The organism is Leclercia sp. Marseille-Q4284 (assembly GCF_916618945.1).
Classification (GTDB): domain Bacteria; phylum Pseudomonadota; class Gammaproteobacteria; order Enterobacterales; family Enterobacteriaceae; genus Enterobacter; species Enterobacter tamurae.
The window spans coordinates 1,149,931-1,168,985 of the sequence record NZ_CAKAKG010000002.1; the positions used below are offsets into that span (position 1 = coordinate 1,149,931).

At 52.0% G+C, this 19,055-nt stretch carries 18 protein-coding genes; 13 read left to right on the forward strand and 5 right to left on the reverse strand.

Translation table 11 applies throughout. The features are described from left to right. The first annotated feature begins 3 nt into the window (after positions 1-3). Both LG383_RS20150 and LG383_RS20155 read left to right on the forward strand, forming a co-directional pair. A complete protein-coding gene (locus LG383_RS20150; protein WP_166184609.1) occupies positions 4-252 on the forward strand; it encodes an acyl carrier protein in 249 nt (82 codons plus the stop codon). Positions 253-255: 3 nt separating this feature from the next. Next, positions 256-990 (forward strand): SDR family NAD(P)-dependent oxidoreductase, encoded by a 735-nt coding sequence (locus LG383_RS20155; RefSeq protein WP_225760007.1) that lies wholly within the window; start codon positions 256-258, stop codon positions 988-990. A gap of 167 nt (positions 991-1,157) precedes the next feature. On the opposite strand, the gene LG383_RS20160 is transcribed toward LG383_RS20155, so the two are convergent. After that, entirely contained in the window at positions 1,158-1,514 is a 357-nt protein-coding gene (locus LG383_RS20160; RefSeq protein ID WP_225760008.1) for a hypothetical protein, read from the reverse strand. An 880-nt stretch (positions 1,515-2,394) separates the two neighbouring features. Here LG383_RS20160 and LG383_RS20165 point away from each other — a divergent pair. The 7 genes from LG383_RS20165 to LG383_RS20195 all read left to right on the forward strand — a co-directional run bounded on the left by LG383_RS20165 (position 2,395) and on the right by LG383_RS20195 (position 9,516). Beyond that, on the forward strand, positions 2,395-2,916 hold the full coding sequence (locus LG383_RS20165; protein ID WP_225760009.1) for a fimbrial protein: 522 nt from the start codon (positions 2,395-2,397) through the stop codon (positions 2,914-2,916). A gap of 78 nt (positions 2,917-2,994) precedes the next feature. Further along, on the forward strand, positions 2,995-3,681 hold the full coding sequence (locus LG383_RS20170) for a molecular chaperone (RefSeq protein WP_225760010.1): 687 nt from the start codon (positions 2,995-2,997) through the stop codon (positions 3,679-3,681). A 92-nt stretch (positions 3,682-3,773) separates the two neighbouring features. Continuing rightward, positions 3,774-6,323 carry a fimbria/pilus outer membrane usher protein gene (locus tag LG383_RS20175; protein ID WP_225760011.1) on the forward strand — a complete coding sequence of 850 codons (2,550 nt, stop codon included), beginning with the start codon at positions 3,774-3,776 and terminating at the stop codon, positions 6,321-6,323. Positions 6,324-6,331: 8 nt separating this feature from the next. Then, on the forward strand, positions 6,332-7,426 hold the full coding sequence (locus tag LG383_RS20180; protein WP_225760012.1) for a fimbrial protein: 1,095 nt from the start codon (positions 6,332-6,334) through the stop codon (positions 7,424-7,426). 23 nt (positions 7,427-7,449) lie between these two features. Then, complete coding sequence (locus LG383_RS20185; protein WP_225760013.1) at positions 7,450-7,995, forward strand: fimbrial protein; 546 nt, start codon at positions 7,450-7,452, stop codon at positions 7,993-7,995. 102 nt (positions 7,996-8,097) lie between these two features. Next, positions 8,098-8,808, forward strand: coding sequence for a response regulator transcription factor (locus LG383_RS20190; protein WP_225760014.1), 711 nt, complete (start codon positions 8,098-8,100; stop codon positions 8,806-8,808). Between the two features lie 57 nt (positions 8,809-8,865). Then, a complete protein-coding gene (locus LG383_RS20195) occupies positions 8,866-9,516 on the forward strand; it encodes a LuxR C-terminal-related transcriptional regulator (RefSeq protein ID WP_225760015.1) in 651 nt (216 codons plus the stop codon). A gap of 133 nt (positions 9,517-9,649) precedes the next feature. Here the strand turns inward: LG383_RS20195 and gorA are convergent, their stop codons facing one another. Together gorA and LG383_RS20205 are read right to left on the reverse strand one after the other, a co-directional pair. Then, the gene (gorA, locus tag LG383_RS20200) at positions 9,650-11,002 is read right to left on the reverse strand and encodes a glutathione-disulfide reductase (protein WP_225760016.1); all 1,353 of its coding nucleotides are present in this window, start codon (positions 11,000-11,002) and stop codon (positions 9,650-9,652) included. Between the two features lie 70 nt (positions 11,003-11,072). Further along, positions 11,073-11,915 carry a 23S rRNA (adenine(2030)-N(6))-methyltransferase RlmJ gene (locus LG383_RS20205; protein WP_225760017.1) on the reverse strand — a complete coding sequence of 281 codons (843 nt, stop codon included), beginning with the start codon at positions 11,913-11,915 and terminating at the stop codon, positions 11,073-11,075. Between the two features lie 203 nt (positions 11,916-12,118). On the opposite strand from LG383_RS20205, the gene prlC reads away from it, so the two are divergent. Together prlC and rsmJ are read left to right on the forward strand one after the other, a co-directional pair. Beyond that, positions 12,119-14,161, forward strand: coding sequence for an oligopeptidase A (gene prlC, locus LG383_RS20210; protein ID WP_225760018.1), 2,043 nt, complete (start codon positions 12,119-12,121; stop codon positions 14,159-14,161). 7 nt (positions 14,162-14,168) lie between these two features. Then, positions 14,169-14,921: a 16S rRNA (guanine(1516)-N(2))-methyltransferase RsmJ gene (rsmJ, locus tag LG383_RS20215; RefSeq protein WP_225760019.1), complete on the forward strand. Its 753-nt coding sequence runs from the start codon at positions 14,169-14,171 to the stop codon at positions 14,919-14,921. 87 nt (positions 14,922-15,008) lie between these two features. On the opposite strand, the gene uspA is transcribed toward rsmJ, so the two are convergent. After that, complete coding sequence (gene uspA / locus LG383_RS20220) at positions 15,009-15,446, reverse strand: universal stress protein UspA (RefSeq protein ID WP_032615029.1); 438 nt, start codon at positions 15,444-15,446, stop codon at positions 15,009-15,011. A gap of 282 nt (positions 15,447-15,728) precedes the next feature. Here uspA and uspB point away from each other — a divergent pair, with 282 nt between their 5' ends. Next, positions 15,729-16,064, forward strand: a complete 336-nt coding sequence (uspB, locus tag LG383_RS20225; protein WP_106995298.1) for a universal stress protein UspB — start codon at positions 15,729-15,731, stop codon at positions 16,062-16,064. A 59-nt stretch (positions 16,065-16,123) separates the two neighbouring features. Here the strand turns inward: uspB and pitA are convergent, their stop codons facing one another. After that, on the reverse strand, positions 16,124-17,620 hold the full coding sequence (gene pitA / locus LG383_RS20230; RefSeq protein ID WP_106995297.1) for an inorganic phosphate transporter PitA: 1,497 nt from the start codon (positions 17,618-17,620) through the stop codon (positions 16,124-16,126). A 230-nt stretch (positions 17,621-17,850) separates the two neighbouring features. On the opposite strand from pitA, the gene LG383_RS20235 reads away from it, so the two are divergent. Beyond that, positions 17,851-19,047 (forward strand): NAD(P)/FAD-dependent oxidoreductase, encoded by a 1,197-nt coding sequence (locus tag LG383_RS20235; RefSeq protein ID WP_106995296.1) that lies wholly within the window; start codon positions 17,851-17,853, stop codon positions 19,045-19,047. Positions 19,048-19,055 lie beyond the last annotated feature (8 nt).

Below are 19,055 nucleotides of genomic sequence, written 5' to 3' on the forward strand. Positions count from 1 at the left end.
AACATGACGCAATTTGATGAAGTTTACAGCAAGGTTTGTGAGATGTTATGCGACGCGAAGGACCTGGAGATGGACGATCTGAATCCGGATATGCCGCTCTATCAACTGAAACTCGATAGCCTGGATTATGTGGAACTGATGGTGCTGGCCAAAAAAGAGTTTGGTGTCACCGTGGAATCCGAGCTGTTCGTGGATAACATCAACATGACGCTGCGTGAGTTATGCCAGTACCTCAGCGATAAAAGTCACTAAATCATGAGCAATAAATGGGTTTTAGTGACCGGTGGAAGCCGGGGGATCGGGCGTGCCACGGTGCTGCGCCTGGCAAAAGAGTGGAACGTGGTGTTCACGTGGTGTCAGAATGAAAATGCGGCCCTGGAAGTAGAGCAGGCCTGCGCGGGATTACCGGGCAGGGTAGAAAGCTATCAATGTGACGGAAGTGACGAACAGGCCGTATTTCGTCTTTCTGGCGAGTTGTTGGTGCAATATGGTGCGCCTCATGCGATTGTGCATAATGCGGGTATCACGCTCGACGCTCTGCACATCCACCAAAACTCCGATAACTGGCGCAAAGTGCTGGATACCAACCTGAACGCCATCTTCTACTGGAACCATCAGCTGATCGAACCGATGATGATGCAGGGCAGAGGTTCTGTGGTGATGATGTCTTCCGTTACCGGTGTGAAAGGTAACAGTGGGCAAAGCGCCTATGGGGCGAGCAAAGCAGCAATGATTGGTCTGGCACGGACAATGGCGGTGGAGTTAGGGCGTTTTGGCGTGCGGGTCAATTGCCTGCTGCCCGGTTATATCGACACTGAAATTATGGCCGATATGCCCAAAGAAAAGCGGGTAGCGCTGCGTCAGACCATTCCAATGAAACGCTTCGGAAAAGTAGAAGAAGTGTCCGGGGCGGTGGCGTGGCTGGTCGGCGATGACAGTACTTATATGACCGGGCAAACGCTTATTCTGGACGGGGGTCTTTCCGCCTGATCCGGACCTTGACAGAATATTTTCCATAAAAAGGACGCTATGCGTCCTTTTTTTACTGATGTGTAAAGTCCCTGCCTGCGAAAACCGCCTTAATTTGAAGAAAATAAGCTGCTGAATCACAAAAAAAGCAGCAAACCTCTAAGAAATTTCCTTGCGTAACGTGCCATTCATAGGGAGTAAATACCATCTATTTGTTTGCAGTATGGAAGATAAAGAGGTGGTTTGATTGTTATTTGATGTTTTAACCAGGCTGTTAACACCACCAAATCTCTCTTTTTTAAATTTAAGAAGTTTAAAATCATATTTTTATTGTAATTAGCAATCCTGTTTCGTACAGGTTGATTAACAGTTTTCATCGTCATTGGTTGTTTTATTTTTTTTACACGACCTTGATAAGTATTAATATTTAACGTAGATGATTTTTTGTTTCTCTTCAAAGGGAGGTTTAGAAAGCGGCTGAGCAGAGAGGGTAATAGCAATACTAAGATCTTAAAACTCCATTGCGCAAAAGTAATATTAAGCATTTTTCTAAATCATCAGGTAAACGAAAAAAATCTATACCATCCGGCTCCATCTGCGGTAACGGGATTGCGTAATGTTATGGTGCAAAACACCCTTTGAAGTTTTTTTGCTATTGATTTTTATGGGTTTTTATAGTGATCATTGCATCCGTGAGATCAGTAGCAGCGCTGTTAGATAATGCGGTAGAAAGTACTATTTCCATCCAATGGTTAAATAATCACTTTTAAATTCAGTTATATCTTTAAGCAGGGAAGCATTATTAATGCTTTTACTGTGTAACATATAATGATGACATAGGATGTTATTTTTCACTTTTGACACCGGCAGGTGTGTAAGGTCATCGGGTTAAACGGTTCCAGTGTGAAGATGATTTTCACTAAGTTGACAGGTTTTAAAGACTAAGGATAATTCATATATAATACAGCGCTATATATTATCGAAATGTTCAGAGTGTAGTGGATATACGAAAGGAAAGTAAAAATGTAGAGTATGTATAGTGATGATGTGCGGGTAGTTATCTTGAAGGGCGAGTGGTTTGAATTTTAATGAATAAATAAGCTTGGTGAATATAAGAAATAACCGAGAAGGTTAATAATGATACGATACAGTGGAGTGCTGTAACGCATTGAAGTTTATATCTTAAAAATAAATTAGTCCGGGTTGCGGGAGCCAGTATTGACATCAATTATCCAGCTCACTACATTTAGCGCCAATTTAGTTCAAAATGGATTGTGTGTTTGGATAATACCATACAACGAATTTATTAAATGAAGTCGGAAACTTCATGAACTAAATGAAAGGAATGACATACGGCTTTGTCAAAAGTAATTCGATATCCGGTTTCAGGCACATCGATATACATTGTTAATAGGGATACATTTAATGAAAAAGAATCTTCTTGCTGTTGCACTGATGGCTACCTCTGTATTTGCTTCTTCTGCTATTGCTGCTAGTGGTTCTGTAAACTTCATCGGTACCATTACCGATAACGTCTGTGTGGTTGATGCTGCGTCAAAAAACCAGGACGTTCAGATGGGTAATATTGATCGTCTCGAATTCCCTGTTGCGGGTGCTACGGCAGCTGCTAAGAAATTCACACTGGTACTGAAAAACTGCCCAGAATCCGTGACCGGCGCGACCGTGCGTTTCGACGGTAACCAGGTCCCTGGTGATAACAGCGTACTGGCACTGACTGCTGGTGCCGATACTGCAACTGGCGTGGGTATCCAGATTTCTGACAACCAGAACAAAGTGATGCCACTGTACGAAGACTCATCCGTTTATACCCTGGTGAGCACTGGCGAAAACAAACTGGACTTCACCGCACGTTATATCTCCCTGACTGACAGCGTTACAGTAGGTAAAGCGAACGCTGTAACTCAGTTCACTATCGATTATCAGTAATTTCCGCTGAGCTAAATCAGACCGGGGGCATTTCCTGCCTCTGGTCTTTTTTAAACGGTTAAGACAGGCAGGGACAGCATGAAAACATGGCGCGCTACAGTAGCGGCAGCATTATTAATCGCCTTTGGTACAACGGCGCAGGCTGGTATTGTCGTAGGTGGCACACGTCTGGTCTATGACGGCGGAAAGAAAGAGTCATCCATTAATGTCGGTAATCCTGATAATAATACCTATCTCATTCAATCATGGGTGGATAGTGGGGATACACCGCAGGGCACACGAGCGGCAAACGCTCCCTTTGTTGTTACTCCACCTTTATTCCGACTGGACGCTAACCAGCAAAATATTTTGCGTGTAGTGCGTGCCGGGGGCAATCTACCAGAGAATAAAGAATCTCTGTTCTGGTTAAACATCAAATCGATTCCTTCAGCAGAGAAGAGAGAAAACACGCTGCAAATTGCGGTGAAAACCCGTATCAAACTTATTTTCCGTCCTGCCGGGGTTAAAAGCACGCTGGATGAGTCAGCGAAAAGCTTGACCTGGAAACGGGCAGGGAACCGGCTTCAGGTAACCAATCCCTCTCCGCATTACATCACTTTTTTCAACGTTAAAATCAATGGTTCTACGCTGAAAAACGTCACCATGGTGGCGCCGCAATCGGATGCCAGTTTTGATTTACCAGCTAATGTGGCGGGAGGTTCGCTGAGTTGGCAGTTTATCAATGATTACGGTGGCATCAGTAAAGTTCTGTCTGCCAGTCTCTGATCTCCATTGTCGGAGTTCTGTTTCGTTGATTAAACAAGGAAGTCAATAAAACGTTAGTCATCCAAGCTGCGTTAACAAATGGAAAAATAAAAATGAACAATATAACGAAGAGCCATACTTCGAGAGGTTTTTCACGTTCTCGTCTTGCCTTATTGGTAACATGCCAGATAGCCATGTTAATGAGCGGGACGGGACTGGCTAACGCTGCGGGATATTTTAACCCCGCTTTACTTGAAATTGATAATCCAAACCAGGGCAATGCGGATTTATCTATATTTGAAGACGGGGCGGTGCAGCCTCCGGGTACTTACCGTGTCGATATTTACCTCAATGGGATGGAAGTCGACAGTCGGGATGTAAAATTTATTCTGGCGACGGATGCTTCCGGGAAACAAAGTCTCCAGCCATGTCTGAGCGGTGAGTTGCTTCAGAATATGGGCGTAAGATTAGGGATGTTCCGCAGCCTGAAAGCTTCTGATGAATGCGCCGATTTTACCGGCGCGATAGCGAAATCCTCTGCTGATTTCCGCTTCAACCAGCAACGCCTGGATCTGAGCATACCTCAGGCGGCGCTAAGCTCTCAGGCCCGCGGTTACGTTTCTCCCGATAAATGGGATTCAGGGATCCCTGCCTTGCTGATGAATTACAGCTTCAGCGGCGCAAACACGGATGCGCGAAATAGTGACGGTAGTGACTCTGATACCTATTACCTGAACTTGCGTTCAGGGGCGAATCTGGGTGCCTGGCGCCTTCGCAATTATTCAACCTGGAACCGTGACAGCAAGGGCAATGAGCACTGGGATTCAATCAATACCTATCTCCAGCGTGACATTCAGATATTAAGAGCTCAGCTGACCCTGGGCGACAGCAACTCACCCACGGATATTTTCGATACTGTGCCATTCCGCGGCGTGCAGCTGGCCTCTGACGATGACATGCTGCCAGATAGCATGAAGGGCTATTCGCCCGTGGTTCGAGGTATTGCCCAGAGTAACGCCCAAGTCACCATTCGCCAGAACGGCTACGTCATCTACCAAAGCTACGTTCCTGCCGGCGCATTTGCCATTTCTGACCTCTACCCGACGGCGGGCAGTGGTGACCTTAACGTAACAATTAAAGAAGCCGATGGTACCGAACGTACCATGGTCGTGCCTTTTGCCTCCGTGCCAGTACTTCAGCGTGAAGGACATCTGAAATACAGTATCACCAGTGGCCAGTACCGCTCATATAACGATGAGGTCGAAAAGACCATGTTTACCCAGGGGACTGCAATTTACGGTTTGCCGCACGGTGTCACTATCTATGGTGGGGCGCAGGCCGCGAGTAAATACCAGTCGCTGGCAATGGGTTTTGGTAAAAACCTTGGCATCATCGGTGCACTCTCCGCCGATATCACGCAGGCGTGGACCAAGCAAGAGCATATGGCCAAAGACAGCGGACAATCTTACCGACTGCGCTATGGCAAAAGCTTCGTTGAAACCGGTACTAACTTCAGTCTTGCCAGCTATCGCTATTCCACTTCCGGGTTTTATACCCTGCAAGAGGCGCTGGATAGCTATGCCGGAGGAAACAATTATTCCAGCGATCATAAAAAGAGCCGTGCTGAACTGACCCTTAGCCAGAACCTGTGGAAAGAGGGGGGCGCACTCTCGTTGAATCTGGTGAAAGAAGAATACTGGAACAACAACCGTTCTACCGAATCTGCCGGTGTGGGTTACAACAACTCCTGGAAAGGGATCGCTTATGGGATTAACTACACCTATAACCGCAATGGTCTGGATAGCAGAAACAAACGGACTTACTACACCGATCAAATTGTAGCGGTAAACGTCAGTGTCTCATTAGACCAATGGTTACCAGGCAGTTACGCCACCTACAACCTCAATAGCAGTGAAAATGGTAACACTTCACAAAACATCGGCCTCAGTGGTACGGCGCTGCCTGATAACAACCTGAATTACAGCATCAGTCAGGGATACACCTCTCAAGGGGAAGGTGCTAACGGTTACGCCAGTGCAGATTATAAAGGCGGCTACGGTGAAGTGAATGTGGGTTATGGATATGACCGCAGTCAGCGACGCATGGATTACGGCCTGCAAGGCGGCATTCTGCTGCATGAAAACGGCGTGACCCTTTCGCAACCCTTGAGCGAAACGGTGGCATTAGTTAAGGCTCCGGGTGCAGACGATGTAAGTATCACCAGCAATACCGGTGTGAAAACGGACTGGCGTGGCTATGCAGTTGTCCCTTACGTCACCGCGTACCGTCGTAACCAAATTTCTCTCGATACCGCAACCTTGCCAGACGATGTGGATATGACCCTGACCAGTGCGTCGGTGATCCCAACCCGCGGGGCGGTGGTGCGTGCAGACTTTAATCCGAACGTTGGTCAACGTGCACTGATGACGCTGATCCGTGCTAACGGTGAGGCTGTTCCTTTTGGTGCAACCGTGAGTCGTGAAGACGACAAAAAGAACGGGGGCAGCATTGTCGGCGATGGTGGACAGGTTTATCTGTCGGGTATGTCCGATAGCGGAACGCTCAAGGTGACATGGGGCAGCAGAGCGGATCAGACCTGCCGGGTGAGCTACAGCTTATCAACCACACCTGGAATTCAACTTATCAACGGAGACTGCCGGTAAGGCGGGATATGGAAATGAACGATTGTACGAATCAATTTTTCGCAGAGGCCACTTCACGCCGCAATCTATTTCGCCGTTATCTGGGTGGAAAAAACGGTGCGTTGATCTGCCTATTGCTGGCGGGTGGGATGATGAGCATGACTGCCAGGGCGGGAACGTGTGAGGCGCAAGTAGGAACAAAAGCCTTTAACTTCATAATGGACTACAGGTTAGATAATCCGACGGAAAACACCGCAGGAAGGGTAGTCCAGAATGCCTATCAGTGGAACCTAAACCAGGACTACGGCGTAGTCTGTGCTTGTACTGGCCAATATACCGAAGCTTTTATCACGGCAAAAGTGCCGGATACTGGGGAGGTCTATAGCGATGGTAGTCTCCATTATTTCCGTATCAATGATTATCTGGCTGCAGCCACTTCAGTATTCGTTGGAGGGAATCTTGGAGAGGAAGTGCCAACACCGTTCACAAGCACCACTAATAAACAGTCGAAGGATCAAAACTGTAGCTTCGCCGTCTATAGCACGGGATCGAAAGGGTCTGTATCCCTTTACTTCATACGGCCATTTGTCGGGGTACAAACCATACCTCTGACCAAACTGGTTGATGTGTATGTTGCTACTGACCGCACATCGCAGTCGCCTACACCAGTCTCAGTCGTCTGGATGAGCGGAACGGTGACAGTGCCTCAGTCGTGCGTCATTAATGGCGGCGGAGTGATTAACGTGCCGTTCGGCGACATCCTGTCCGGGAATATTTCCACTAAAGGGGAAAAGGCCAAAAACTTCACGCCAAAAACCGTCAACTTTGATGTGGCGTGCACCAACATTTCAGATGGGGTGAAAGTCAGCCTCACTTTCCAGGGCACCCCAGATGCGACCGACCCCACTGCGCTGGCCACAACCAATAAAGATGTTGGTGTCAGAATTCAGGACCCTGCCGGAGCGCCTGTCGCCCCTCAGAGCGGGGAGCTACCGCTGACAATGGACTACAGCAGTCAGGTGGGAACATCGGCGATCAGCTTATTTCCATTTAATACCACTGGTAAAGCCCCTGAGACGGGTGACTTCACCGCAACAGCCACTATCCGTGCTGAAATACAATAAACCCGGAAAACCGGTAAGGGAAAATGATGAAGGAATCAACGTTTTTATTGACGAACAAGCGAAAAGCGCCAGCGTTACTTCTGGGTCTGGTGGCCGTTATAGCGTCGCATTCAGCTATTGCTGATACTCAGCTGAACATTACAGGTACCATTAAAGCCTCGCCGTGCACTATCAACGTACCTACTGGCGGTGTAAATGTGGATCTGGGGCAGAGTATTGAAGCTTCTTCCCTGATTACGGCAGGCTCGGCAACTGCCTGGAAACCTATTGCAATTGAAGTGAATAGTTGCCCTGCAACGACGACGTCAGCCACCATGACGCTGAACGGTACGCCGGATACCACCGAAACCCAAATGTACAAAAACACCGGATCCGCGACTGAGGTGCAAATCGAGCTGCAAAGCGCTGCAGGTGCATCCCTGGGAAATGGCTCGACGATGGTTCAGGACATTGATTCCAAGACCAATGGCACAACCTTTAATATGCAGGCCCGTGCTTACAGCTCGGCGGGTAAAGCGACACCAGGTGACATCAACGGTGTCGTACAGCTTAGCTTTGTATACCAGTAAAAGAAGTCAGTGCGGAAACAGGACGTTTCCGCACGTAAATTAAAGCAGCATTCTCGGTCAAACTTCCGCGCGGAACGCTACTAAGAATTCAAGGAAAGTAAGATGAGCAGTGTAGATAGCTCAACATCTGACCCTTTTGCATCATGCACCTCTCCCTCAGATACAGTAAGGAAAGGCGTATTGATCATGGACGCATGTCCCGTCACTGCAATGGGTATCAAACGCGTATTAACACAGTCCTGTGGGCTCACCGCGCCTGTAAACTACGTCCAAAATCTCGCCGGGATCTCGCAGTGCATCGACAGCATGTTGCCAAAGTTGCTTATCATGGATCTCTGTGGTGAAAAGGAACTTATGCTTGATGGGTTGCGTTTGTTAGCCCATCTGCACGACTCACACCCTTTAATGAAAATTATAGTTTGTACTGATTTTAGCGATCATCGTGTTCTTGAGCTGTTGGTGTCATCGAAGGTCAGCGGCATTTTACTGAAGCAAGAGCCAGTACTGGCTCTGGCACAGTGTGTCACCAACGCGTTGTCCGGAAAACCTCAGTGGTTGAGCCCAAGAGCAAAACTGCTGCTCTCCAAAGCGACACCAGCCTATCCGTCGCTGACCGCCCGGGAGCTGGACGTGCTTGCCTGTCTTTTCTCAGGTCAGAGTGTTTCTCGAGTGGCGCAGACAATGCATCGCAATATCCGAACTGTGAGCACACATAAGCGTAATGCAATGGTGAAACTGGGTTTTCATAATGACAGCGAACTCTTTGCTCAGGGCACCTGGATGGCAAAAGTTGGCCCCGTTGTTTGCCATTAAAGATGGTGCATATGAACCTGTGGGGGAAACTCCGGCTCAGTCAGGAGTAACGACGTTATGAATTTATCTTACTCACCTGCGCGAACGGTCGCATTGATGGATAGCCAACCTCTGTCACTTTTCGGACTATCGACACTCATTCAGACTATTGATCCGACCTGCGATATCCAGATCAAAGAGTCGAGCCTGGGCAAAATCGCAGAAGCAATGATGTACCAGTCCGTGGATATTCTCGTTACCGATCTGCAAAGCGCAGAAGAAGATCTGCAGCAAGGACTGGATATTCTCTTACGTCTGGGGTCGCATTATCCCGACTTGAACGTAGTGGTATACACGTTCTGCCATGACTGCAACGCGTTGTGGAAGTTACTCAATCAACAAAACTTCAGCGTGATCGCGCGCGGTGAGTCAATGGAAGATACAGAAGGGTTCTTCAAAAAAGCGTTTGCCCACAAGCGGGTATTAAGCCCTGTAATCTGCAGCGATCTCAGCCGTATTAACCAGAAAAATGAGACGGTGTTATCCAGATTAACGCGAAGTGAAACGGATGTGCTAAAGCATCTGTTTAACGGGATGGATTTGCAGCAAGTTGCCAGTATGAAGCAATTAAGTATCAAAACTATCAGTGCGCATAAATGTAATGCAATGCGTAAACTCGGGGTACAAACTGATTCAGAACTCTTTGTTTTATTAAATAATACGTTTTAACGAGTCGTAATAACTTTTTTATAATGACGTGTCGACCCGTGGAATTAACGTTTTACTGAGACCGTAAATGAAAAACTGGCAGTAAACTGCCAGTTTTCATGTATGCGCAAGGCGCCGGGCTTATTACTTTGCATTAACGCATAGTGACAAACTCTTCTGCCGCCGTCGGGTGGATCGCCACGGTATTATCGAAGTCTTTCTTGGTCGCACCCATTTTCAGCGCCACCGCAAAGCCCTGCAGGATCTCATCCATACCGAAGCCAATCCCGTGAATACCGACGATCTTCTCCTCCGGCCCGACGCAGACTAACTTCATGCGGCACGGCTGACGGTGAGCGGTTACGGCGGTATACATGGCGGTGAAGGCGGATTTATACACTTTCACCTGGTCATCTCCATAGTGCGCGCGCGCCTGCGGTTCGGTTAAACCGACGGTGCCGATTGGCGGGTGGCTGAAGACCACGGTCGGGATATTGCTGTAGTCCAGGTGCTCGTCCGGCTTGTTGTTAAACAGACGCTCAGAAAGACGACGACCCGCGGCAACGGCGACCGGCGTCAGCTCAACCGCACCGGTGTTATCGCCCACCGCGTAAATGCCCGGCACGCTGGTGTTCTGGAACTTATCGACAACGATGTAGCCTTTCTCATTGGTTTTCACGCCAGTGGCGGCCAGGTTGAAGTTGTCGTTTGCCGGTTCGCGGCCAATAGCCCAGATCAGGCAATCAACGGTCTGGCTGCGACCATCTTCCAGCTCCAGGGTCAGGCTGCCGTCGGCGTTTTTGACGACTGCTTTTGGAATAGATTCGGTATGCAGATGCGGACCTTCTGCATTCATCACTTCCACCAGCGTATCAACGATCAGCGGGTCGAAGCTGCGCAGTGGAGCGTGCTTACGCACAAACAGGTGCGCTTCTGCGCCCAGGCCGTTAATCACGCCCGCCAGCTCTACGGCGATATAACCCGCGCCCACAACGGCAACGCGTTTTGGCAGAGCAGGCAGTTCAAAGAAACCGTCGGAGTCGATGCCGTATTCCGCACCCGGAATAGACGGGTGGCTCGGACGACCGCCGGTGGCGATCAGGATATGATCGGCAGTGATCGTTTCGCCGTTCACTTCGATCGTCTTCGCATCAACGAAACGGGCGAAACCGCGGATCACATCAACGTTGTTCTTACCCAGCACGTTGTCGTAAGAGGTGTGAATGCGGTCAATGTAGGCGGTACGGCTGGCGATCAGACGATCCCAGTCGAAGTTATTGATGGTGGTGTCAAAACCATAGTCCGGGCCATACAGGTGGATGGCCTCACGGATCTGCGCCGCATGCCACATCACTTTTTTCGGTACACAACCGACGTTGACGCAGGTGCCGCCGAGGTCTTTCGCTTCAATCAGGGCGCACTTCTGGCCATACATGGCCGCACGGTTAATCGAGGCGATGCCGCCGCTGCCGCCGCCGATAGCGATGTAGTCATAATGCTTAGTCATGGTCTTATCCTTAATCGTTAATTGCCGCGATTGTATACCTGAAATCAATAGTTTCCATCGATGGCTCTGATTACTCAGGCACGATCCAGCTGACGGTGGCGTGGCCGGTACCGGCCGGAACCAGCTTTTTGTGCAGCCATGGCAGGACGCTATTCATCTGCGCTTCCAGCTTCCACGGTGGGTTAACCACGATCATGCCGGAGGCGGTCATGCCGCGTCGATCGCTGTCCGGGAGAACCGCCAGTTCAATTTGCAGGATCTTACGGATGCCTGTCGCTTCCAGATCCTTGATCATGCGTTTGATTTGCGAGCGCAGCACCACTGGATACCACAGGGCATAGGTGCCGGTGGCAAAGCGTTTGTAACCTTCGTGGATGCCCGCGACCACCGCCTGATAGTCACTTTTGATCTCATACGGCGGGTCGATCAGCACCAGGCCGCGACGGGACACCGGCGGGAGCTTCGCTTTCAACTGCTGATAACCGTCCGATTTTTCCACGCGTGCGCGGCTGTCTTTCTGGAATTCAGAGCGCAGCAGCGGGAAATCGCTCGGGTGCAGTTCGGTTAACTGAAGGCTATCCTGCTCGCGCAGCAGCTGGCGGGCAATCAGCGGTGAGCCCGGGTAGTAACGTAGCTGGCCGCTGCGGTTGAAGTGGTTAATCACGTTGATGTACGGCTCAAGCTCTGCCGGCAGATCGTCCTGCTGCCAGATACGGGCGATGCCCTCGAGGTATTCCCCGGTACGCTCGGCGTGTGCACTGCTCAGCTGATAGCGGCCCGCGCCAGCATGGGTATCCAGATAGAGAAAAGGTTTATCTTTCTCTTTAAGGGCCTCAATAATCAAGCTCTGAACGGTATGTTTAAGAACGTCGGCGTGGTTGCCCGCGTGAAAGCTGTGGCGATAACTGAGCATGGGTAAATGTGTTCCGATAATGTCGATTGGCCACAGTTTACAGCAGAAAGGTGCAGATTACCCGCAGGCCTGGTAAGCGCAGCCCTGGCGGGCGTTTTTCTGTCACCTCAGCCATTGAAATTCACTACACTTAACCCCATCCTGGAAACAATATGCTCGCGCAGGATGCGCGCTTCATTCACTCATTTAACAGGACAGTGCTAATGACCAATCCATTACTGACGCCTTTTTTGTTGCCACCGTTTTCCTCCATTCTGCCTGAACACGTTGTTCCCGCTGTCACCAAAGCACTGGACGATTGCCGTACCGCCGTCGAAAGCGTGGTTGCGCAGGGGGGCCCTTACAGCTGGGAAAACCTGTGTCAGCCGCTGGCGGAAGTGGATGATGTGCTTGGCCGCATCTTCTCCCCGGTCAGCCACCTGAACTCAGTGAAAAACAGCCCGGAGCTGCGCGAAGCCTACGAACAAACCCTGCCGCTGCTGTCGGAATACAGCACCTGGGTTGGGCAGCACGAAGGGCTGTACCAGGCGTACCGCGATCTCCGTGAGGGCGATAACTATGCCACCCTCAACATCGCCCAGAAAAAGGCGGTTGATAACGCCCTGCGCGATTTTGAACTGTCGGGCATCGGCCTGGCGAAAGACAAACAGCAGCGCTACGGCGAAATCGCCACCCGCCTGTCCGAGCTGGGCAATCAGTACAGCAACAACGTGCTGGACGCCACCATGGGCTGGACGAAGCTGATTACCGACGAAGCCGAACTGGCAGGCATGCCCGAGAGCGCGCTGGCGGCGGCGAAAGCCCAGGCCGAGGCGAAAGAACAGGAAGGCTACCTGTTGACCCTGGATATCCCGAGCTATCTGCCGGTGATGACCTACTGCGACAACCAGGCCCTGCGTGAAGAGATGTACCGCGCCTACAGCACCCGCGCCTCCGATCAGGGTCCGAATGCCGGTAAGTGGGATAACACTCCAGTGATGGCGGAAATCCTCGCCCTGCGTCACGAGCTGGCTCAGCTGTTGGGCTTTGACAGCTACGCGGATAAATCCCTCGCCACTAAAATGGCGGAAAACCCACAACAGGTGCTGGACTTCTTAACCGATCTGGCCAAACGCGCCCGTCCTCAGGGCGAGAAAGAGCTGGCCCAGCTGCGCGCCTTTGCCAAAGCGGAGTTCGGCGTCGATGAGCTGCAGCCGTGGGATATCGCGTATTACAGCGAGAAACAGAAACAGCATCTCTACAGCATCAGCGATGAGCAGCTGCGTCCGTACTTCCCGGAAAACAAAGCCGTTAACGGCCTGTTTGAAGTGGTGAAACGCATCTATGGCATCACCGCCAAAGAGCGCAACGATGTGGAAGTGTGGCACGACGATGTCCGTTTCTTCGAGCTGTATGACGATAAAAACGAACTGCGCGGCAGCTTCTATCTCGACCTCTATGCTCGCGAAAACAAACGCGGCGGCGCCTGGATGGACGACTGCGTGGGCCAGATGCGTAAAGCCGACGGCTCGCTGCAAAAGCCGGTGGCCTACCTGACCTGTAACTTCAACCGTCCGGTCAGCGGCAAACCTGCGCTCTTCACCCACGATGAAGTGATCACCCTGTTCCACGAGTTCGGTCACGGTCTGCACCATATGCTGACCCGTATCGAAGCCGCAGGCGTGGCCGGTATCAGCGGTGTGCCGTGGGATGCGGTCGAACTGCCAAGCCAGTTTATGGAAAACTGGTGCTGGGAACCGGACGCGCTGGCCTTTATCTCCGGCCACTACGAGACCGGCGAGCCGCTGCCAAAAGCGTTGCTGGATAAAATGCTGGAAGCGAAAAACTACCAGGCGGCGATGTTTATCCTGCGTCAGTTGGAGTTCGGCCTGTTCGATTTCCGTCTGCATGCTGAGTTCAGCCCGGAGCAGGGCGCGAAGGTGCTCGAAACCCTGGCGGAGATCAAGAAGCAGGTTGCCCTGATCCCTGGCCCGGCCTGGGGTCGTTTCCCGCATGCGTTCAGCCACATCTTTGCGGGTGGTTATGCGGCGGGTTACTACAGCTACCTGTGGGCCGACGTGCTGGCGGCAGACGCCTACTCCCGCTTCGAAGAAGAGGGGATTTTCAACCGCGAAACCGGTCAGTCGTTCCTCGATAACATCCTGACCCGCGGCGGTTCCGAAGAGCCAATGGAGCTGTTCAAACGCTTCCGTGGTCGCGAGCCACAGCTGGATGCGATGCTTGAGCATTACGGCATCAAGGGTTAGTTGATTCGTGAAGATTCACTTAGCAGATGAGACAGGCGCCGGAGACGGCGCCTTATCTGTTCTGGCGGCCCGCTGGGGGCTGGAACACGATGAAGAAAACCTGATGGCGCTGGTGATGACGACAGCGCATCTGGAATTACGTAAACGCGACGAACCGAAACTCAGCGGCATTTTTGTTGATTTCGTCGGTGGCGCAATGGCCCACCGGCGTAAGTTTGGCGGCGGTCGCGGTGAAGCGGTCGCCAAAGCGGTGGGGATCAAAGGCAGCTATCTGCCGGATGTGGTGGATGCCACCGCCGGACTGGGGCGCGATGCGTTTGTGCTGGCCTCGGTGGGCTGTCGGGTGCGGATGCTGGAGCGCAACCCGGTGGTCGCCGCCCTGCTGGATGACGGCCTGGCCCGCGGCTATGCCGATCCGGAGATTGGTTCATGGTTGCAGGAGCGGTTACAGCTGATCCATGCCTCCAGCCTGACGGCGCTGACGGATATCACCCCGCGTCCGCAGGTGGTCTATCTCGACCCCATGTTTCCGCACAAGCAGAAAAGCGCGCTGGTGAAGAAAGAGATGCGGGTGTTTCAGTCGCTGGTGGGGCCAGACTTAGACGCAGATGGTCTGCTGGAACCTGCTCGCCTGCTGGCAACGAAGCGGGTAGTGGTTAAACGTCCGGACTATGCCCCGCCGCTGGCGGAGGTCGCGACGACCAATGCGGTGGTGACCAAAGGGCACCGGTTTGATATTTATTCTGGCACCCCGGAATAAAAAAGCCGGGTGGCGGCTTCGCCTTACCCGGCCTACGGTTTGGTTTTGTAGGCCCGGTAAGCGTTAGCGCCACCGGGCATTTCGCACTTACTCGTCGTCTTCGTCGCGCAGCGGCACAATCAGCATATCCACGTGCACGGTGTTAATCAGCTGACGCGCTGAGGACATCAGCTTGCTCCAGAAGTCCTGGTGATGGCCGCAGACCACCAGATCCATATCGTATTTCTTGATTGCATCGACCAGCACCTGGCCCAGGTCGCCGCTGCCGCTCAGGGTTTCGGTGATTGGATAGCCCGCGTTGGTGGAGAGCTCGGTCAGCGCCTGGTGAGTCTCTTCGGAGATGCGCTTCTGCATGTCGCCCAGATTCACATCAATCAGGCCGGTATAGAGATCGGAGTAGTTAACGTCCACGTGAATTAAGGAAACTTTCGCATTGTACGGACGCGCCATGGATACCGCTTTATCAACCAGCACCTTGCTCTCCGGGGAGAGGTCAACCGCGATAAGAATGTGTTTATAAGCCATAGTGTTACTCCTTCCTTAAGTTATCGATGACCAATGCGTTTAGCAGTCGTCTACCTGCTTTCATTACGGCCCAGTTAAACAAAATTTTCAAGCATTGGTGTTGATAACGATTAACCTTGTGGCAAAAAAATTAGCGGATCTCCTACACTATGAATAAGCCGTTCGGATACTAAAATGTGAAGCCGATCGGCTTTTGAGTCTCTCTTTCACTGAACCGTCTGTCAGGGCATGGGTGCGGTAGTCCCGAAGCATTGCTTCGCGGGCGGACGCCGGGGAGGAAGTATGATTAGCACCGTCGCATTGTTTTGGGCGTTATGTGTGGTTTGCATCGTGAATATGGCGCGTTATTTCTCGTCCTTACGCGCGCTATTAGTAGTACTTCGTGGCTGCGATCCGTTGCTTTATCAGTATGTCGACGGTGGGGGCTTCTTCACCTCGCATGGGCAACCCAGTAAACAGATGCGCCTGGTGTGGTATATCTATGCCCAGCGTTATCGCGATCATCATGATGATGAGTTTATCCGCCGCTGCGAGCGCCTGCGCCGTCAGTTCATTCTGACCAGCGCGCTGTGCGGCCTGGTGGTGGTGAGCATGGTGGCTCTCCTCATCTGGCATTGAGCGCAAAAAAAAGCGGGCCAGTTACCTGACCCGCTTTTAGCGTTGTTATCTGCCTGCGATTAGAGGAATTGCAGGGAGGTCCAGTACAGACCGCCAGACAGCAGAATGGAAGCCGGCAGGGTAAACACCCAGGCCATCAGAATGCTGGTCACGGTTTTGCGCTGCAGACCGCCGCCATCAACCAGCATGGTACCCGCCACGGACGAGGAGAGAACGTGGGTAGTGGATACCGGCATACCGGTGTAGCTTGCCAGACCGATAGAGACCGCTGCCGTCATCTGAGCAGACATCCCCTGGGCATAGGTCATGCCTTTCTTACCGATCTTCTCGCCAATCGTTGTCGCCACGCGACGCCAACCGACCATCGTACCGAGACCCAGCGCCAGCGCCACCGCCATGATGATCCAGATCGGCGCGTACTCGATGGTATTCAACATGTCGACTTTCAGTTTCTTCAGCAGACGTTTGTCGTCAGCAGAAACTTCCGGCAGTTTGGACACTTTTTCGGTCACGTCGGAGATGCACAGCATGATACGACGCATCTGGCCACGCTGCTCAGGCGTGAGCTTGTCGTAGCTTTCAACATCGGTCAGCATGCCTTTCGCCCGCTCCAGCGCGTTGATCGCATTGGCCGGATGGCAATGGAACTCAGCCGGTTGGGTTGCGCCTGCTTCCGGAGAAGGGATCAGCTGATCAACGCCGGTGGCTTTTTTCAGCAGGTCAGGACGCTGCTGGAAATAGGTTTCGACGTTGTTGATTGCGTCACGGGTACGGGTAATTTCGTAGCCAGTGGCATTCATATTCACCACGAAGCCTGCCGGTGCCACGCCGATCAGCACCAGCATTACCAGACCAATCCCTTTCTGGCCGTCGTTCGCGCCATGAGAGAAGGCCACGCCGATAGCAGAGACGATCAGGGCAATACGCGTCCAGAATGGCGGCTTTTTCTTACCGTCTTTCTTTTCACGCTCGGCTGGCGTCAAGTGGATACGGGCACGTTTTTTAGTGCCGCTCCAGTAACGACGCAGCAGGAAGATCAAACCACCCGCGACAACCAGACCGACAATCGGAGAAATAATCAGTGAGCCGAAGATACCTATGACTTTAGGGATATTCAGCGCGTCCACCACAGACGTACCGGTCATCAGCGCATTGGTTAAACCAATACCGATGATGGCGCCGATCAGCGTGTGAGAACTGGATGCTGGCAGGCCGAAATACCAGGTACCGAGGTTCCAGATAATTGCAGCAAACAGCAGCGAGAACACCATGGCCAGGCCATGGCCGGAACTGACATTGAGTAGCAGATCCGTTGGCAGCATATGCACAATGGCGTAGGCTACGCTCAGACCTCCCAGAAGAACACCAAAGAAGTTAAACACCGCGGCCATCACAACCGCAACTTGCGATCGTAAAGCACGAGTGTAGATAACCGTTGCGACTGCGTTCGCAGTGTCATGGAAGCCGTTAATCGCTTCGTAGAACAATACAAAGGCCAGAGCAAGCAAGAGTAAAAGCCCGGTATGAAAATCCAGGCCAGCAAACAAATGTAGCATAGGACGTTACGCCATCTTGAGGACATGAACGCGGCGCATTATCCAGGACAAATGCGCAACGGGCAAAGTGAAATATAGACTTTTTTTGATTTGCCTACTGACATAAGCGTAGCAGTAAAAGAATTATTTATTAAATTTCAATTAAATGAATGAGATCGCGGATATTTAAGCTGGAACGCTTCTTGAGGAAACTTTACAATTCGCGCCCTCAAAATCAGGAGAATCGAGACGTGGAAAAGTATGATGCCATTATTATTGGCGCCGGTGCGGCAGGTTTATTCTGTGCGGCGATGGCCGGACAGGCAGGGCGCCGGGTTCTGCTGCTCGATAACGGCAAAAAACCAGGTCGTAAGATCCTGATGTCTGGCGGGGGCCGCTGTAATTTTACTAATCTTTATATCGAACCCGCGGCTTATTTGAGTCAGAACCGTCATTTCTGCAAATCTGCACTGGCACGCTACACCCAGTGGGACTTTATTGATCTGGTAGGCAAACACGGTATCGCCTGGCATGAGAAAACTCTCGGCCAGCTGTTTTGCGACGATTCGGCGCAACAGATTGTCGATATGCTGGTAGCCGAGTGCGAAAAAGGTCAGGTTACCCTGCGTTTGCGCAGCGAAGTGCTGGAAGTTGCCCGCGATGAGACGGGTTATACCCTGCAGCTGAACGGTGAAACGGTAAGTGCGGAAAAGCTGGTGATCGCCAGCGGCGGACTCTCAATGCCAGGGCTGGGCGCGTCGCCGTTTGGCTATAAAATTGCCGAACAGTTTGGCCTGAAGGTGCTCCCGACCCGTGCCGGTCTGGTGCCGTTCACCCTGCATAAACCCTTACTGGAGCAGCTGCAAACGCTCTCCGGCGTCTCGGTACCTTCGGTGATCGCCGCTGAAGACGGCACCGTATTTCGTGAGAACCTGCTCTTTACCCACCGCGGTCTCTCCGGCCCGGCGGTACTGCAAATCTCCAGCTACTGGCAGCCGGGAGAGTTCGTCACCGTCAATCTGGTGCCGGATTGCGATCTTCAGAATTTCCTCGACGAACAGCGCGCGGCGCACCCTAACCAGAGCCTGAAAAACACCTTAGCCATGCAGCTGCCGAAGCGGCTGGTGGAGTGCCTGCAGCTGCTGGGGCAGATTCCCGATGTGTCGCTGAAGCAGCTCAACAGCCGTGACCAGCAGGCGCTGGTGGAGACCTTAACCGCCTGGCGCGTGCAGCCCAACGGCACCGAAGGCTATCGCACCGCGGAAGTGACCCTCGGCGGCGTCGACACTAACGAGCTTTCGTCCCGCACCATGGAGGCCCGCAACGTGCCGGGACTCTATTTTATCGGGGAGGTGGTGGACGTGACCGGCTGGCTGGGCGGGTATAACTTCCAGTGGGCGTGGGCCAGCGCATGGGCCTGTGCTGAAGCCCTGGCAGCGGGTGAATAAAAACGCAG

What these genes read in the sequence shown, in the direction of transcription:
- LG383_RS20160 (WP_225760008.1), bottom strand. Translation starts at nt 1,514, where the DNA reads ATGCTTAATATTACTTTTGCGCAATGGAGTTTTAAGATCTTAGTATTG.
- LG383_RS20190 (WP_225760014.1), top strand. Translation starts at nt 8,098, where the DNA reads ATGAGCAGTGTAGATAGCTCAACATCTGACCCTTTTGCATCATGCACC.
- gorA (WP_225760016.1), bottom strand. Translation starts at nt 11,002, where the DNA reads ATGACTAAGCATTATGACTACATCGCTATCGGCGGCGGCAGCGGCGGC.
- LG383_RS20185 (WP_225760013.1), top strand. Translation starts at nt 7,450, where the DNA reads ATGATGAAGGAATCAACGTTTTTATTGACGAACAAGCGAAAAGCGCCA.
- prlC (WP_225760018.1), top strand. Translation starts at nt 12,119, where the DNA reads ATGACCAATCCATTACTGACGCCTTTTTTGTTGCCACCGTTTTCCTCC.
- LG383_RS20150 (WP_166184609.1), top strand. Translation starts at nt 4, where the DNA reads ATGACGCAATTTGATGAAGTTTACAGCAAGGTTTGTGAGATGTTATGC.
- LG383_RS20195 (WP_225760015.1), top strand. Translation starts at nt 8,866, where the DNA reads ATGAATTTATCTTACTCACCTGCGCGAACGGTCGCATTGATGGATAGC.
- LG383_RS20175 (WP_225760011.1), top strand. Translation starts at nt 3,774, where the DNA reads ATGAACAATATAACGAAGAGCCATACTTCGAGAGGTTTTTCACGTTCT.
- uspA (WP_032615029.1), bottom strand. Translation starts at nt 15,446, where the DNA reads ATGGCTTATAAACACATTCTTATCGCGGTTGACCTCTCCCCGGAGAGC.
- pitA (WP_106995297.1), bottom strand. Translation starts at nt 17,620, where the DNA reads ATGCTACATTTGTTTGCTGGCCTGGATTTTCATACCGGGCTTTTACTC.
- LG383_RS20205 (WP_225760017.1), bottom strand. Translation starts at nt 11,915, where the DNA reads ATGCTCAGTTATCGCCACAGCTTTCACGCGGGCAACCACGCCGACGTT.
- LG383_RS20155 (WP_225760007.1), top strand. Translation starts at nt 256, where the DNA reads ATGAGCAATAAATGGGTTTTAGTGACCGGTGGAAGCCGGGGGATCGGG.
- LG383_RS20170 (WP_225760010.1), top strand. Translation starts at nt 2,995, where the DNA reads ATGAAAACATGGCGCGCTACAGTAGCGGCAGCATTATTAATCGCCTTT.
- LG383_RS20180 (WP_225760012.1), top strand. Translation starts at nt 6,332, where the DNA reads ATGGAAATGAACGATTGTACGAATCAATTTTTCGCAGAGGCCACTTCA.
- uspB (WP_106995298.1), top strand. Translation starts at nt 15,729, where the DNA reads ATGATTAGCACCGTCGCATTGTTTTGGGCGTTATGTGTGGTTTGCATC.
- LG383_RS20165 (WP_225760009.1), top strand. Translation starts at nt 2,395, where the DNA reads ATGAAAAAGAATCTTCTTGCTGTTGCACTGATGGCTACCTCTGTATTT.